This window comes from Pseudovibrio sp. Ad5, from assembly GCF_001623095.1.
Classification (GTDB): Bacteria; Pseudomonadota; Alphaproteobacteria; order Rhizobiales; family Stappiaceae; genus Pseudovibrio.
In genome coordinates this window covers 225,455-238,320 of the sequence record NZ_LMCH01000065.1, presented here as the reverse complement: position 1 = coordinate 238,320, position 12,866 = coordinate 225,455, and the positions used below count along the sequence as shown (strand labels likewise).

At 50.1% G+C, this 12,866-nt stretch carries 16 protein-coding genes; 6 read left to right on the top strand and 10 right to left on the bottom strand.

Going from position 1 to position 12,866, the window contains the following annotated elements:
- The first annotated feature begins 189 nt into the window (after positions 1-189).
- The 5 genes from PsAD5_RS24230 (at position 190) to PsAD5_RS24210 (ending at position 3,590) form a co-directional block, all read left to right on the top strand.
- Positions 190-474, top strand: a complete 285-nt coding sequence (locus tag PsAD5_RS24230; RefSeq protein ID WP_057463662.1) for an accessory factor UbiK family protein — start codon at positions 190-192, stop codon at positions 472-474.
- A gap of 281 nt (positions 475-755) precedes the next feature.
- Complete coding sequence (locus PsAD5_RS24225) at positions 756-1,256, top strand: YbjN domain-containing protein (RefSeq protein WP_063293981.1); 501 nt, start codon at positions 756-758, stop codon at positions 1,254-1,256.
- Positions 1,253-2,074, top strand: a complete 822-nt coding sequence (gene proC, locus PsAD5_RS24220; protein WP_063293980.1) for a pyrroline-5-carboxylate reductase — start codon at positions 1,253-1,255, stop codon at positions 2,072-2,074. Before PsAD5_RS24225 ends, proC begins: the two co-directional genes overlap by 4 nt.
- A gap of 341 nt (positions 2,075-2,415) precedes the next feature.
- Positions 2,416-3,108: a hypothetical protein gene (locus PsAD5_RS24215; protein ID WP_063293979.1), complete on the top strand. Its 693-nt coding sequence runs from the start codon at positions 2,416-2,418 to the stop codon at positions 3,106-3,108.
- A 125-nt stretch (positions 3,109-3,233) separates the two neighbouring features.
- On the top strand, positions 3,234-3,590 hold the full coding sequence (locus PsAD5_RS24210; protein WP_057463587.1) for a tRNA-binding protein: 357 nt from the start codon (positions 3,234-3,236) through the stop codon (positions 3,588-3,590).
- Positions 3,591-4,260: 670 nt separating this feature from the next.
- Here PsAD5_RS24210 and PsAD5_RS24205 read toward each other — a convergent pair.
- The 3 genes from PsAD5_RS24205 to PsAD5_RS24195 are packed head-to-tail and all read right to left on the bottom strand — an operon-like array spanning position 4,261 to position 6,875.
- Positions 4,261-5,643 (bottom strand): ATP-binding protein, encoded by a 1,383-nt coding sequence (locus PsAD5_RS24205; RefSeq protein ID WP_063290031.1) that lies wholly within the window; start codon positions 5,641-5,643, stop codon positions 4,261-4,263.
- Positions 5,644-5,687: 44 nt separating this feature from the next.
- Positions 5,688-6,389: a response regulator gene (locus PsAD5_RS24200; RefSeq protein ID WP_063293978.1), complete on the bottom strand. Its 702-nt coding sequence runs from the start codon at positions 6,387-6,389 to the stop codon at positions 5,688-5,690.
- Between the two features lie 9 nt (positions 6,390-6,398).
- Positions 6,399-6,875 (bottom strand): MarR family winged helix-turn-helix transcriptional regulator, encoded by a 477-nt coding sequence (locus tag PsAD5_RS24195; RefSeq protein WP_057463584.1) that lies wholly within the window; start codon positions 6,873-6,875, stop codon positions 6,399-6,401.
- Between the two features lie 319 nt (positions 6,876-7,194).
- Between PsAD5_RS24195 and PsAD5_RS24190 the strand changes: the two genes are divergently transcribed.
- The gene (locus PsAD5_RS24190; protein ID WP_063293977.1) at positions 7,195-8,094 is read left to right on the top strand and encodes a branched-chain amino acid aminotransferase; all 900 of its coding nucleotides are present in this window, start codon (positions 7,195-7,197) and stop codon (positions 8,092-8,094) included.
- Between the two features lie 61 nt (positions 8,095-8,155).
- On the opposite strand, the gene PsAD5_RS24185 is transcribed toward PsAD5_RS24190, so the two are convergent.
- The 7 genes from PsAD5_RS24185 to PsAD5_RS24155 all read right to left on the bottom strand — a co-directional run bounded on the left by PsAD5_RS24185 (position 8,156) and on the right by PsAD5_RS24155 (position 12,852).
- On the bottom strand, positions 8,156-9,412 hold the full coding sequence (locus PsAD5_RS24185; protein ID WP_063293976.1) for a multidrug effflux MFS transporter: 1,257 nt from the start codon (positions 9,410-9,412) through the stop codon (positions 8,156-8,158).
- Positions 9,413-9,564: 152 nt separating this feature from the next.
- On the bottom strand, positions 9,565-10,053 hold the full coding sequence (locus PsAD5_RS24180) for a molybdenum cofactor biosynthesis protein MoaE (protein ID WP_063293975.1): 489 nt from the start codon (positions 10,051-10,053) through the stop codon (positions 9,565-9,567).
- A gap of 42 nt (positions 10,054-10,095) precedes the next feature.
- Positions 10,096-10,347: a molybdopterin converting factor subunit 1 gene (gene moaD, locus PsAD5_RS24175; protein WP_063293974.1), complete on the bottom strand. Its 252-nt coding sequence runs from the start codon at positions 10,345-10,347 to the stop codon at positions 10,096-10,098.
- Between the two features lie 60 nt (positions 10,348-10,407).
- Positions 10,408-10,980: a CDP-diacylglycerol--glycerol-3-phosphate 3-phosphatidyltransferase gene (pgsA, locus tag PsAD5_RS24170; protein WP_057463579.1), complete on the bottom strand. Its 573-nt coding sequence runs from the start codon at positions 10,978-10,980 to the stop codon at positions 10,408-10,410.
- Positions 10,981-11,097: 117 nt separating this feature from the next.
- Complete coding sequence (locus PsAD5_RS24165) at positions 11,098-11,379, bottom strand: HlyU family transcriptional regulator (protein WP_057463578.1); 282 nt, start codon at positions 11,377-11,379, stop codon at positions 11,098-11,100.
- Positions 11,380-11,406: 27 nt separating this feature from the next.
- Entirely contained in the window at positions 11,407-12,045 is a 639-nt protein-coding gene (locus tag PsAD5_RS24160; protein WP_063293973.1) for a thymidine kinase, read from the bottom strand.
- A gap of 117 nt (positions 12,046-12,162) precedes the next feature.
- Positions 12,163-12,852 (bottom strand): HAD family hydrolase, encoded by a 690-nt coding sequence (locus PsAD5_RS24155; RefSeq protein ID WP_063293972.1) that lies wholly within the window; start codon positions 12,850-12,852, stop codon positions 12,163-12,165.
- Positions 12,853-12,866 lie beyond the last annotated feature (14 nt).

Here is a 12,866-nt window from a genome sequence, read left to right as displayed (position 1 = left end):
CTTCAGTTCAGCGAGCATTCCGACAAGTGAAGGATTTGGTCAAGTGGTTTGTGGCAGGTGTTCAACACAAGCTTTCGACATCTTACTGACAGGTTCTTTAGGGTTCTGGGTGCAAATCAGCTCTCAGCGCTTGAAACTGACGGGCCGGACCAATACTTGTTTGTGAGAGAGAAATTTAAAGAGGACGCCATGAGCCAGTCTCCAAATCGTATGTTTGACGAGTTTGCAAAGCTGATGACCGATGCCGCTGGTGTTGCGCAAGGTGCCAAGCGGGAAGTAGAAACCGCATTCCGAGCGCAGGCCGAGCGTTTCATGTCGGATATGGATCTGGTTTCGCGTGATGAGTTTGACACAGTCAAAGACATGGCGATCAAAGCGCTTGATGAAGTTGAAAAGCTTGAAGAGCGCCTTGCAGCAGTAGAAAAGCGCCTTGCCGATCTAGATGAAAAAGCTGCGCCAGAAGACAAAGCGTAGGTTTGGCTGAAAATTACATGTGAATATGCTGTGGGCGGCATTGAGTCGTCCACAATTTTCGCAATGATCTGTCTATTCCCCCTATAGGGGAAAGGCCAAATCTATCGGTATATTGGCAAAAAAGGGATTCGATGTCCTGCATCAACAGTTCCGGTCTGGAACTTCCTTTGTAGTACATGCTTCTATCCAAGAGCACGTAAGTGTCTGGTCCATGATCACTCGACCCGCGTCCGTCCGGAGTGGGTAGACAAACCATTCCTCAAACGGAAAGAGGACCGGAAATGAGCCTTATTGAGTTCGGCACGGAACGCCCCCTGAATCCGGTTGATACCATTGAAAACCTTGCAACCGGTAATGACTGGTGCTTTGAACGACTTGGTGATGATGAAATTTCCATTTCGGTTACAGGGACTTGGTGTGATTACCACGTAACCTTTTCATGGATGGAAGAGTTGGAAGCACTGCATATGGCAAGTGCGTTCGACCTCAAGGTTCCTGCTCCCAGAAAAGATGAGATTGTTCGTCTGCTTGCGCTCATTAACGAGCAGCAGTGGATGGGGCATTTTGATATCTGGGGTCGTGAAGGTGTTGTTATTTTCCGTCAGTCGCTTTTGCTGGCTGGTGGTGCAGAAGCCAATTCATCTCAGATAGAAGTCCTATTCTCTAATTCTCTTGATTCATGTGAGCGGTATTATCAATCGTTCCAGTTTGTCGTGTGGGCTGGCAAGACAGCACAGGAAGCGATGGAAACTGTGATGTTTGAAACTGCCGGTGATGCATGAAACTAACGAATGAACGCCCGCTTGTTCTGATTGGAGCAGGCAAAATGGGTGGTGCCATGCTTGCTGGCTGGATGAAGCAGGGTATGGCACCTGAACATGTTGTGGTTGTTGACCCTAACCCACCATCAGACACACTTGAAACCATTACTGCAAACAGCATCACCTGGCACAAGAGCGTGCCAGAAGGTGTTGTGGCGGGTGTGCTGTTGATGGCTATCAAGCCGCAGATGATGGAAGAGGTGCTGCCAACGCTTACTGATGTTGCTGATGAGGGCAGCATCATCCTTTCTGTTGCAGCGGGCACAACAATCAAGCGCTTTAAAGCAACGTTCGGAGCAGCCCAGCCTGTTGTGCGCGTGATCCCGAATACGCCTTCTCAGGTAAGGCGAGGTGTGACTGCAGGTTATGCTTCGGTTGAAGTTCTGGATGAGCAAAAGGCTTTGATGAGCTCCCTGCTTGAAACAATTGGCGCGTTTTACTGGGTGGATGCTGAAGAGCAGATTGATCTGGCAACAGCTGTCAGCGGTTCCGGTCCTGCCTACGTGTTCCATCTAGTTGAAGCCATGAGTGAGGCTGGTCAACGATTGGGGTTGAATGCCGAGCTTGCAGAGGCTTTAGCCCGTGGAACAGTCGCAGGTTCTGGTGAACTGCTCCATCAATCTCCCGAGAATGCTGATGTTTTGCGCAGGAATGTGACGTCTCCCGGTGGGACGACAGCTGCTGCGCTTTCCGTTTTGATGGGAGACGACGCTTTGACAAACCTGATGAGTGAGGCTGTTGCAAAGGCAGCTCATCGCGCCACTGAACTTGCTGACTAAAGCTGCACCTGTTTGTGCAGGTTCTGCCGCGCTGCTTTAGATTTTGTTGTGGCGTCTCTTTAGCGTAAAACCGGTTTCCACTTCTTGGAGATACGTTTTCAGCAGGTTCCAAAATTGCTCGATATTGAAGTAAAGCCTCGGTTACTAGACTGAGGCTTTTTCTTTGTATCTGTGCTGCTCCTGTGTGTATGATTAGGTGTTGATGCGTAGTTAGAGCAGGTCGCGTTCATTTACATTCACGCTCCGCACTCTAACTTCTTTAGTGGAGCGAATTCTTAGTGTTTGATTGAAGCCAATCAAACGGAACGCGCTCTGGAGTGTTGGCCATACAGGAGCGTGCCATGCCCACCGAAAAGACCCATCAGAAAGTCATCGCAAGTTTTATTGAGTTGCTGGAAACACACCGGATTGAAGAAATCACTTATACAGCGATCGCGGACAATGCTGGTGTGAAGATTGAGGTGGTGCGGGCGTGTTGCAATGGAAAGCTGGATCTGCTGGCAGCGTTTATGCAGGACATTGACCAGAAAGTCCTGAAAGAGCGCGATCCTGACCTTATGGATGAAACACGGCGTGATCGGCTGTTTGACGTCCTCATGTGCCGGTTAGATATCATGGAACCGCATAGAGAGGCGATCCGTAACCTACGCAAAACAGTGGTGAAAGACCCGGCTTTGGCCATGCATATGCACAAATTGGTGACACGCTCGATGAAGTGGATGCTGGTGGCAGCAGGCATTGAGGAATTTGGTTTGCGCAGCGTCGGCATGTCCAATGCCTTGGCTTTGGGTTTTGAGCGGTTGGTTCGTGTTTGGCTTGAGGATGACGCACCGGGGCACCCGAAAGTTATGGTTGCCGTTGACGATATGCTAGCGAACGGTGAAAAATGGATGGGCCGCGCTTGCCGCGTTGAGAAAGTGGCAGCCCCCTTTATTGAAGGGTTGGGACGTTTGTGCCAGAGACCTTCGCGCCCAGCAGGTAAAAGCACACCTCCACCTGAAACTGCGAATGGTGGGGCTGAAGCCAGTCCCTAAAGCCGTTTGTAGTTAAGCTGAAACACGCGAACTGCTTTAGTCTTTGTTTTTGTGTATCTTTATTCGAAAATCGGTTTCCACTTTTCGGATAAGGATGCGTTGTAATTTGAGTTATTGAGAAGAATATGGACCAAAAAGAAGATACGAAAACCATCGGTATTGATGATTTTTTGAATGTGGATGTGCGTGTTGGCACTGTTGTTGAAGCCGTTGATTTTCCCGAGGCCCGCAAGCCCGCGTACAAACTGAAGATTGATTTTGGTGATGATATTGGTGTGAAGAGAACATCTGCTCAGATCACTGCTCACTATACGCCTGAGGCGCTTGTTGGTCGTCAGGTTATTGCTGTTGTGAACTTCCCACCACGCCAGATCGGGCCATTTATGTCTGAGGTTTTGACACTTGGCTTAGCGGATGAGAATGGAGATATCGTTCTGCTTCATCCTGACAGCAAGGTGCCTAACGGTGGCCGGATGCACTAAAGCAGTTCGTATTTAGGTTGAAACATCTGAACTGCTTTAGCCTTTGTTTTTGCGTATCTTTATCCGAAAACCGGTTCCCACTTTTCGGCGATACGCTGTAGAATACGCTTCAGGTTTGCCGGACCTTTATGACGTGAGGGGAAAAAACTTATTCCCCTCCTGAATTCCTCCCATACTCTGAACCTATGCCTACGTAACGGGCTGCTGGCGGAGCGACCGTCAGTTTGTCGTAGGTTGGGTGGGGCTATTGGAAGACGTAACGCACCTTTCAGTGGTCCGGTGAACCGAACTTCAAACGTGACCGCATGGTTTGAGGGGAAGGGCCCAGGACTATAGGGTATCACGCGGTGATAGGTGCAGATGTACCGGCAGTAAAACCTGCTTTTGCAGATGTGTTTGTCAAAGACGGAGGAACTGTTTGGGCATGGAAACGTGTCTGGATAAGCCACTTTCTTTCTGGGAAACCGGCTATCGTGCCTTATAGGCAAAAGAGGCGACGTTGTTCATTATAAAAAGCCCGGGCAAGGCGTGTAGCTGATGCCGAAGACTCATTACTAACAAATAGCGCAGGTATTGCCTGCCGCCTTGCTCATCCCGACTTCCGGGAATTCTGGTTCAACACTGCATGGATTGCCATGTGGTGCTATTGGTGTTTGTGCAACACTGTGAGCTAGATCGGAATGCGAATGCGAACGCGCAGGCCGCCCAGTGGAGACTGGCGCAAGAAGATTTCACCCCCATGACTTCTTACAATATCCCTTGCAATCGCCAGGCCGAGGCCTGAGCCACCGCTGTCCTGATTACGGGCCGTGTCTAGCCTGTGGAAGGGACGGAAGACGTTCTCTCGTTCTTCACGCGGAATGCCCGGGCCATCATCATCAACGGTGATAATCAGCCAGTCAGGTGTTCGATTGCCCTTGATGCGCAGCGTCTTGCCATAGCGCGCGGCATTGGAAATCACGTTCAGAAGACAGCGCCGGAAGGCTCGGCCTTTGACGATGACAAGGGGATCTCCGTCGAAGGAGGATGCAACGTCAGCGCCAACAACCTCTGCTTCGACCTCCAGATCCTCCAGCATGAGCGAGATATCAACCGGAGCAGGCGGCTCGTCACCATAGCCTTTGGAGAAGGAAAGGTAGTCCTCCAGCATGCGGTTCATTTCGTCGACGTCTTTACGCAGAGCATCCGCCTCAGGGGACTGAGGAAGCAGGGCAAGCTCAAGCCGGAACCGCGTGAGGATGGTTCGCAAGTCATGGCTGACGCCTGCAAGCATGGTCGTGCGCTGATCAACATGGCGCTCAATTCTGCGGCGCATGTCCACGAAAGCAAGAGCGGCACGGCGGACTTCACGAGCGCCATGTGGGCGGAAGTTGGAGACTTGCCGGCCTTTGCCGAATTCCTCAGCAGCATCTGCCAGTTGCTCGATTGGCCGGATCTGATTTCTGAGGAACAAGACTGCGATGATAATCAGGACCAGAGAGGTGGCGACCATCCAGACGATGAAGATGTGTGAGTTCGACGCATATGTCTGGCTGCGACGGGCAATGATACGGAGTGTTTTGTTTTCCAGCTGAATGCGGATTTCGACATATTTCGAAGCTCCAACGGTATCAATCCAAAACGGCTTGCCAATGCGCGCAGCAATCTCACGGGTCATATACCGATCCACCAAGTCAAAGAGTGGCTTCGGTTTTGGTGGCGGGAGCGGCTCTTTGGGTAGCACTGTTACAGACAGGCCCAGAGCTCCAGCACTGATTTGCTTCAGTGTCGCGTAATTGTCGTCGTGATTGTAGGTTTCTGTCATATCGACAACAGCTGCAATCTGTCGGACTACGGCTTCAGACAAGCGCTTGGTTACGAGATCGTAGTGGCGCTCCATGAAAACGAAAGCGAGGACTGATTGCAGGATCAGGAAGGGGATAACGATGATCAGCAGAGCACGGACATAAAGGCCCTTCGGAAGCCGATAATGCAGCCAGCTGGTCACCGCGAAGTAGGGCTTTAAAAGCGTTCTGATCCATTGTGGAAGTGTGAACCGGTCTGATAAGCCCATTGTCCTCTCGCTGCTCGCCTGTGCGCTGGCTGCTATAATGGCAGCTAGTTGGTAATAAGCCGATAACCTATCCCACGCACGGTCTGCAGGTATAGGGGATTGCCGGGGTCTTCCTCAATCTTTCTTCTCAAGCGGTTCACCTGAACGTCGATTGTGCGCTCGCCAAGTGCAGCATCTGCTCCGACAAGGTCAGTTCGTGCTACAGTTTGACCAGGCTTCTCCGCGAAGGTGTTGAGGATTTGTTTTTCCCGATCAGTCAGACGGACATGTTCGTCATTGCGTTTTAGTTCACCGCGTTCTGCATTGTATTGAAACGGGCCGAACGCCAATACTTCGAGTTTCATTTTTGGCTTTGGGCCACCTCTGCGGAGAATGGCGGAAATTCTAAGGAGTAATTCGCGTGGTTCAAACGGTTTTGAAACATAATCGTCGACGCCAGCTTCCAGTCCTTCAATCCGATCTTCAATATCGGAGCGGGCTGTGAGCATGAGGATGGGGACAGCTTTGGAACGGCGCAGGTCTTTTGCGAGCTCAATTCCGCTTTCGCCTGGCATCATGACGTCCAAAATGAGTAGGTCGAACTCCAGGCCGGATAATCTGCGGCGGGCTTCTACTGCGTCTCTTGCGACGGTTACCCGAAAGCCGCTTTCTCCGAGAAACCTTTGGAGCAGGTCGCGGATACGGCTGTCATCATCAATCAGGAGAATGTGAGGTGCATCATCTTCCAGAAGAGCAGAGCGGGCCACGGTAATTCCTCAATCTGTTTGTTTGGTGATGAGACGGGCAACTTCGCTGCGATCATTCTCATCAATCATAAGATATAAAAACTGGCGGACAATCTCATCACTGCCATCTGGCATCATGGAGATCGCCTTATTAATACGTTGGGACTGGAGTTTGGATAGTCGGGCACAAAATTCTGTACCTTTTTCAGTGGTATATAGCAGGCGCTGACGGCGGTCCAACGCTCCTGGTTCCTGACAAATGAAGTCATCATCCACCAACTGTTTCAAAACACGTCCTAAACTTTGCTTCGTGATTTTTAAAATGTCGAGCAGGTCAGAGACTCTGATTCCGGGGTTTCTGTGCACAAAATGAAGAACACGGTGATGGGCACGACCAAAACCCAGCTCATCGAGAAGCACATCCGGATCACCCGTAAAATCGCGATAAGCGAAGAAAAACAGTTCAATAAGGTCAAACCGTGGTGAATCGCTGTCTTTTTTATTCATTTCCTGTCCCGGATAACTGCCTATTTTTTAATCTCACAAAAAATACGTCAGTCATGTTGACTTATTTCAGAATGATAGTTACAAGTTACTCATCGCTGAAGAAAGGAAAGAACTCAACACGTCGCATGTGCGCAATAGTTGAAAAATTTATTTCTTCAACGGTTTTACGTCGTGGGTAGGTATTGATCATCTGTAGTTGTAATACGGCTGCTCTGTATACCTATCCTTTATAAACTCATTGATTTAGCTAGAACACACCTTGACTGGCAAGTCCTTGCCTTGCCTGCACCGTGAATTGTTCGCCATATGGAGAAGAGAAATGGCGGGTATACCCTTTGATCAACTAGAAGGCTCAATCTGGTTGGATGGAAAAATTGTTCCGTGGTCAGAGGCCAAGGTGCACGTGCTCACGCATGGATTGCACTACGGAAGCAGTGTGTTCGAAGGTCAACGCGCCTATGGCGGCGAGATCTTCAAGCTGGAAGAACACACCAAGCGCTTACATGCTTCTGCAGAGGTTCTGGGCTTCACTATTCCGTGGAGCGAAGAGCAGATTAACGGTGCGTGTAAACAGATGCTGACTGAGAACAACCTGACAGACGCTTACCTGCGTCCGGTTGCCTGGCGCGGCAGTGAGATGATGGGCATTTCAGCTCAGTCCAACACCATCCATCTGGCGATTGCTGCCTGGGAGTGGCCAAGCTACTTCTCTCCAGAAGAGCGCTTGAAGGGTATTCGTCTGGATCTGGCAGAATATCGTCGCCCTGATCCAAAGACTGCGCCGTTCAAGTCGAAGGCAGCTGGTTTGTACATGATCTGCACAATCTCCAAGCATGCAGCAGAAGCAAAAGGGTATTCCGATGCTTTGATGCTGGACTGGCAGGGCCGCGTTGCTGAAGCGACTGGTGCCAACGTATTCTTTATCAAAGATGGAACAATCCATACGCCGATTGCAGATTGTTTCCTTGATGGTATCACACGCCGTACTGTGATTGATCTGGCACGTGCTCGTGGTATCGAAGTGATTGAACGTCGTATCATGCCTGAAGAGATGGAAGGCTTTGAACAGTGCTTCCTGACTGGGTCTGCTGCTGAAGTGACACCGGTTTCTGAAATCGGACCGCACAGTTTTGTTCCGGGTGATATTACGAAGCTGATGATCGAGGATTACATGGCTGCTGTACAGCCTGCGAAAGAAGAGTTGCTTGTTGCAAGCTGATTTCTTCGCCGCATGAAAATTCAAAGCCCGCTGCTCTGACTGAGTGGCGGGCTTTCTCGTTTTATTCGGTTGCGAGCTGTTGTTCGTGCTGCGGTTTGAAGAGTTTGCCGTTTTCTGTGATCAGCACGCAGATCAAGCCAAGGATCGAGAACAAGGCGACACCATAGACGAGGGGCAGTTCGGTCCCATTGTACAGCTTGCCAATGCCAGCACCGAGCAGGGCTCCGATCAATGTGGTGATGAAGCCTATCATTGCCGAGCCAGCGCCTGCAACGCGCCCCAATGGTTCCATTGCCATGGTGTTGAAGTTCGGGCCGATGAAGCCGAAGAAGAACATTGCCAGTGATTGAATTGCTATGAATGTCACGATGGTCAGATTACCACTGTAGGCAATTGCTGCTGTCAAAACAGAAGTTGCGGTAAAGCCAAGTAATGCCATATGCGACATTTTTCTGAGGCCATACTTCTCCACCATTTGTGAATTCAGGTAGGAGGAAAGGGCCATTGCGATTGAGATTGCTGCAAACACGATTGGGAACAGGTCAGCGAGCGCAAAGCGTTCCATGAAGACTTGCTGTGCAGAATTGATGAATGCGAACAGGCAGGCAAAGATGAATGTCATGGCCATCATGTAGCCAACAGTCACACGAGTGGTGAGGGCTAACCGATATGCACTGAGGACAGAACGTAATTCCAACGGGCGCTGATTCACGGGGTCGAGGCTCTCAGGAAGGCGCATCGAACACCAGACCAACAGGAGCACTCCAAACAGAGTTAGGGCAGCGAACACGCCTTGCCAAGGAGCGACCCACAAGACGATCTGTCCGAGAAATGGAGCAATCACGGGGGCAATCTGGAAAGCCACCATGACCAGGGACATCACTTTGCCCATTTGACGACCGCTGTACCAGTCCCGGATCATAGAAATAGACGCAACGCGCGGCGCGGCAGCTCCTATACCCTGAAGGGCTCGAGCTGCGAGCATGTGCTCATAGCTTACAGCGAATGTCGAATACACTCCGCCAATGATGTACAGGCTGAGGCCGATCAGCAACGTGGTTCGGCGACCAATCGTATCCGAAAGCGGACCGAAAAAGAGAGAAGCAAAAGCGAGACCAAGCATGTAGGCTGTGATCACCAATTGGCGATCATTGTCGGCGACGGACAATGCAGCGCTCATGGCCGGAAGAGCCGGGAGCATCATTGACGTCGCAACCGCGTTCAGCGCCATAAGCGCTGCAACAAGGCTGACAATTTCCCATAAGGAAAGCCCAGGATGAGGTGCTCGCTCATGCTGCAGATCAGAAACTGCAGACATCAGAGACCTGTTTGTTGGGTGCAAAAAAGGTAAGAGGTCGCGATTGCGACCTAATAAACTCAAATTAGCTTCTATTTGAACTGGCAAACATGGCTATGTCAAGGCAAGTGCCAGTTCATTGTTGCGTGCTGCATGTTTATGGAATGCTGGAGCTATTTGGTTTTCTGCTCGTCCCAGCGCGCTGCATCGGCATCATCAATTGCTTTAGCCTCGACCCAAGTTCCCTCGGATGCCTCTTTGAGATGCTCTTTCTTCCAAAATGGTGCCTGCGTTTTCAGGAAGTCCATTAGAAAGTCAGAAGCTTCGAAGGCGGCTCGACGATGAGAGCTGGTTGCTATGACCAAAACAATGTTGTCGCCTGGAGGAATTTTGCCAAAACGGTGAATGATCGTGAGGCCTGTCAGAGGCCAACGTTCAACGGCTTGCTGCGCAAACTTTGAGATTTGGGCTTCGGCCATGCCTGGATAATGTTCCAGTTCTAGCGCCTCAAGCGTACCGCCCTCATCCCGGCATAGGCCAGTGAAGGTAACGATAGCTCCGACATCTTTGCGGCCTTTGGCGAGGATTTCGGTTTCTGCTAAAACGTCAAAATCTTCAGCTTGAACGCGGACTGTAAATTCTGTGGTGGTGCTGTTTGACATGGTACTCGCAGACTTTGAGATATGCTGGAGGGAAGGTGTTCCTCAACCACCTGTCATTGGCGGGAAGAATGCAACTTCTTCAGTTCCAGACAAAACGTGATCTTCTTCCACGTGTTCCTGATTGACTGCAATGCGAATGGTTTCTGGTTGTTCGAAGGCAAATGCATAGCCTTCATCACGAGCTGCGAGCCAACTCATCAATTCGCCTGCGGTTTTAACAGTTTCTGGAAGCTCAATGATTTCCTCAGAGGTTCCAGTGCGCTCACGCAGCCAAGCGAAGTAACGAATTTTCATGAGATTGAGCCCCGGTATTGTATGGCTTCCTTTTTGTGGAAGCCTTGTCTTTTACAGGAATTAGTCTTCAATCAGATGGCCAATTCCGGCGCGGAAGTAGTCATACCCCGTATATAGGGTTAAAATCGCTGCGACCCAAAGTAGCACTATACCAGTTGATGTGGTGTAGGGGAAAACAACATCTCCAGCATCACCTGCGAGCAAAAAGCCCAAGGCAACGAGCTGGACAGTGGTTTTCCATTTAGCCAGTTTGGTAACAGGGACTGAAACTCGAAGCTCAGCAAGGAACTCACGCAGGCCAGAAACAAGAATTTCTCGGCAAAGAATGATGATGGCAGCAAAGATGGACCAGTTTCCGATTGTCTGATCCCATGCCAATATTAGGAGACAAACAGAAACAAGAAGTTTGTCGGCAATTGGGTCCAGCATGCGACCAAGAGCGGACTGTTGCTGCCAAATTCTGGCGAGGTAGCCGTCAAAGAAATCTGTGATTGCAGCTATGAAGAAGATACTCAATGCAATCCAACGGGCGGTGTGGGTTGGGAAATAGAAACACACAGCCAGAGCTGGCACAGCAGCAATACGGCCGTAAGTAAGAATATTTGGAAGCGAAAATATAAGCTTACGGGACATATGAACCTTCAAGTTTACGCGGCTAACAAGCGCTCATACGCAGGGTGTGCACATCCAAGTGCGTCCTGTCAATTGTAGCACGCTTATTTGTGCAGGACTTCGGGGGAGTATACGGGATTATGTAAACATCCCGTCACCCATTTCCTTAATGATCTGCTTTGCCTTGCGTGAAGAGAACTCTTTTGCTTCATCCTCAGAGCCATGTGTGTCTGCGCGGATAAAGGTATGCTCTTTGGTCTCTTCATCAAATTGTTTGGTGATGCGACCCGCAGTTTGCCACTGTCCACCACGGCGAGAAGGTTCAGAGTAAATCAGGTAGCCTTCAAATTCTTCTGCCTTCGCAGCTGGCGTTGATTTCTCGTCTTTGTTGCCGCCAAACAGATTTGAGAAAAAGCCCATGTTTATTCTCCCAGACTAAACGTAGTTTTATTGGTCTACAGGTTCGCACATCATGTCGGCGAGTGCATCCTTGTTTTCACCGTTAGGTTCTCCAAGTTTGCGCATGGACCAGTGTTTTCTGCAAAGTGAGATGTAGGATTCCTCACCGCCAATGACAACCTGATCGCCTTCTTCGACAATGTTTCCGCTTTCGTCCACGCGGGCCACCATTGTTGCTTTGGATCCGCACCAGCAGATGGTTCTCACTTCGCGGAGGATATCTGCAATGGCGAGGAGTGCGGCGCTGCCTGGAAACATCTTGCCCTGAAAGTCAGTTCTCAAACCGTAAGCCATTACAGGAATACGAAGATGGTCCGCAACATGGGCCAGCTGCCAGACCTGTTCTTCTGTCAGGAATTGTGCTTCATCAATGAAGACCGCGTTGAACTGGTGCTCTTTGAGTTGTTCCTCAATACAAGCGAACAGATCAAGCTTTGTGTCGTAGATGAGGGCGTCTGATTTCAAACCTATACGCGATGAAATTTCTCCGATCTTGGTGCGATTGTCGAGAGCTGCTGTGAACAGCAAACTGCGCATGCCGCGCTCCTGATAGTTATAGGAGGCCTGCAGCAGCAGAGTGGATTTACCAGCATTCATTGCGGAGAAATTGAAATATAGTTTTGCCATTGGCCCTTCGCGGCGCGGCGCGCCTCATCGCGTTCAATCTGATTAGGTCTTCATACATGGATTCGTGAGAGAGGCCAGAACCCTGGGAGGTTACTCACAAGGTTCCACGGCAAACTTTTAGCGTGAGGCGTATCCAGCGACCAAACTTGGTAATTCACGCATGCAGGCTATGGAATGATCCGGAAGAACAGGGGATCGATTGGCATGCTGCAGAGGGTTAAACCAGACAGAAGTGGCGCCGATATTGTTTGCGCCTGCGATGTCGTGTTCCAAAGAGTCGCCAACGTGAATGAGTTTGTCGGGGCTCATACCAGCCATTGAAAGCATGGCATCAAAGAGACGGGGATCCGGTTTTTTGTATGGGTACTCTTCTGCCATCACCACGAAATCGAAGAGGTGGGCGATGCCTGCGCTTTTGGGGCAGGAGTTGCCGTTGGTGATGAGTGCTGTCTTGTAGTTTCGCTTCAGCGTCGCGAGCGTTTCTTTGACATGAGGGTAAAAGTAAGGGTCCCCGAAGCGGACTTTTTTGAAAATCTCCAGCGCCTGCTCAGACAACTCCTTAGCATTACTCAGTGGATTAAGAGCTTGTTCAAATGAAGCTCTTCGAATTTCCAGATAGCGAATATTGTTGGGGTCTGCGTCTTCAACGAGGGATTTATGTATTTTTTTGAGGCGTTTGGGCGTGATGGGTTTGTCGGAGTAATGGCTTAAAAAACTTGCAGTGGTGATGAGGGCTTCGTCCAGAATTCGTTGAAAATCAAAGAGGGTTTGGTCTGCATCGAAGGATATAAGCAATTCTCGTGGCATTCCAAATTTCCCTC

Coding starts and splice junctions, on each gene's coding strand:
- PsAD5_RS24230 (WP_057463662.1), top strand. CDS start 190: ATGAGCCAGTCTCCAAATCGTATGTTTGACGAGTTTGCAAAGCTGATG.
- PsAD5_RS24225 (WP_063293981.1), top strand. CDS start 756: ATGAGCCTTATTGAGTTCGGCACGGAACGCCCCCTGAATCCGGTTGAT.
- proC (WP_063293980.1), top strand. CDS start 1,253: ATGAAACTAACGAATGAACGCCCGCTTGTTCTGATTGGAGCAGGCAAA.
- PsAD5_RS24215 (WP_063293979.1), top strand. CDS start 2,416: ATGCCCACCGAAAAGACCCATCAGAAAGTCATCGCAAGTTTTATTGAG.
- PsAD5_RS24210 (WP_057463587.1), top strand. CDS start 3,234: ATGGACCAAAAAGAAGATACGAAAACCATCGGTATTGATGATTTTTTG.
- PsAD5_RS24205 (WP_063290031.1), bottom strand. CDS start 5,643: ATGGGCTTATCAGACCGGTTCACACTTCCACAATGGATCAGAACGCTT.
- PsAD5_RS24195 (WP_057463584.1), bottom strand. CDS start 6,875: ATGAATAAAAAAGACAGCGATTCACCACGGTTTGACCTTATTGAACTG.
- PsAD5_RS24190 (WP_063293977.1), top strand. CDS start 7,195: ATGGCGGGTATACCCTTTGATCAACTAGAAGGCTCAATCTGGTTGGAT.
- PsAD5_RS24185 (WP_063293976.1), bottom strand. CDS start 9,412: ATGTCTGCAGTTTCTGATCTGCAGCATGAGCGAGCACCTCATCCTGGG.
- PsAD5_RS24180 (WP_063293975.1), bottom strand. CDS start 10,053: ATGTCAAACAGCACCACCACAGAATTTACAGTCCGCGTTCAAGCTGAA.
- moaD (WP_063293974.1), bottom strand. CDS start 10,347: ATGAAAATTCGTTACTTCGCTTGGCTGCGTGAGCGCACTGGAACCTCT.
- pgsA (WP_057463579.1), bottom strand. CDS start 10,980: ATGTCCCGTAAGCTTATATTTTCGCTTCCAAATATTCTTACTTACGGC.
- PsAD5_RS24165 (WP_057463578.1), bottom strand. CDS start 11,379: ATGGGCTTTTTCTCAAATCTGTTTGGCGGCAACAAAGACGAGAAATCA.
- PsAD5_RS24160 (WP_063293973.1), bottom strand. CDS start 12,045: ATGGCAAAACTATATTTCAATTTCTCCGCAATGAATGCTGGTAAATCC.
- PsAD5_RS24155 (WP_063293972.1), bottom strand. CDS start 12,852: ATGCCACGAGAATTGCTTATATCCTTCGATGCAGACCAAACCCTCTTT.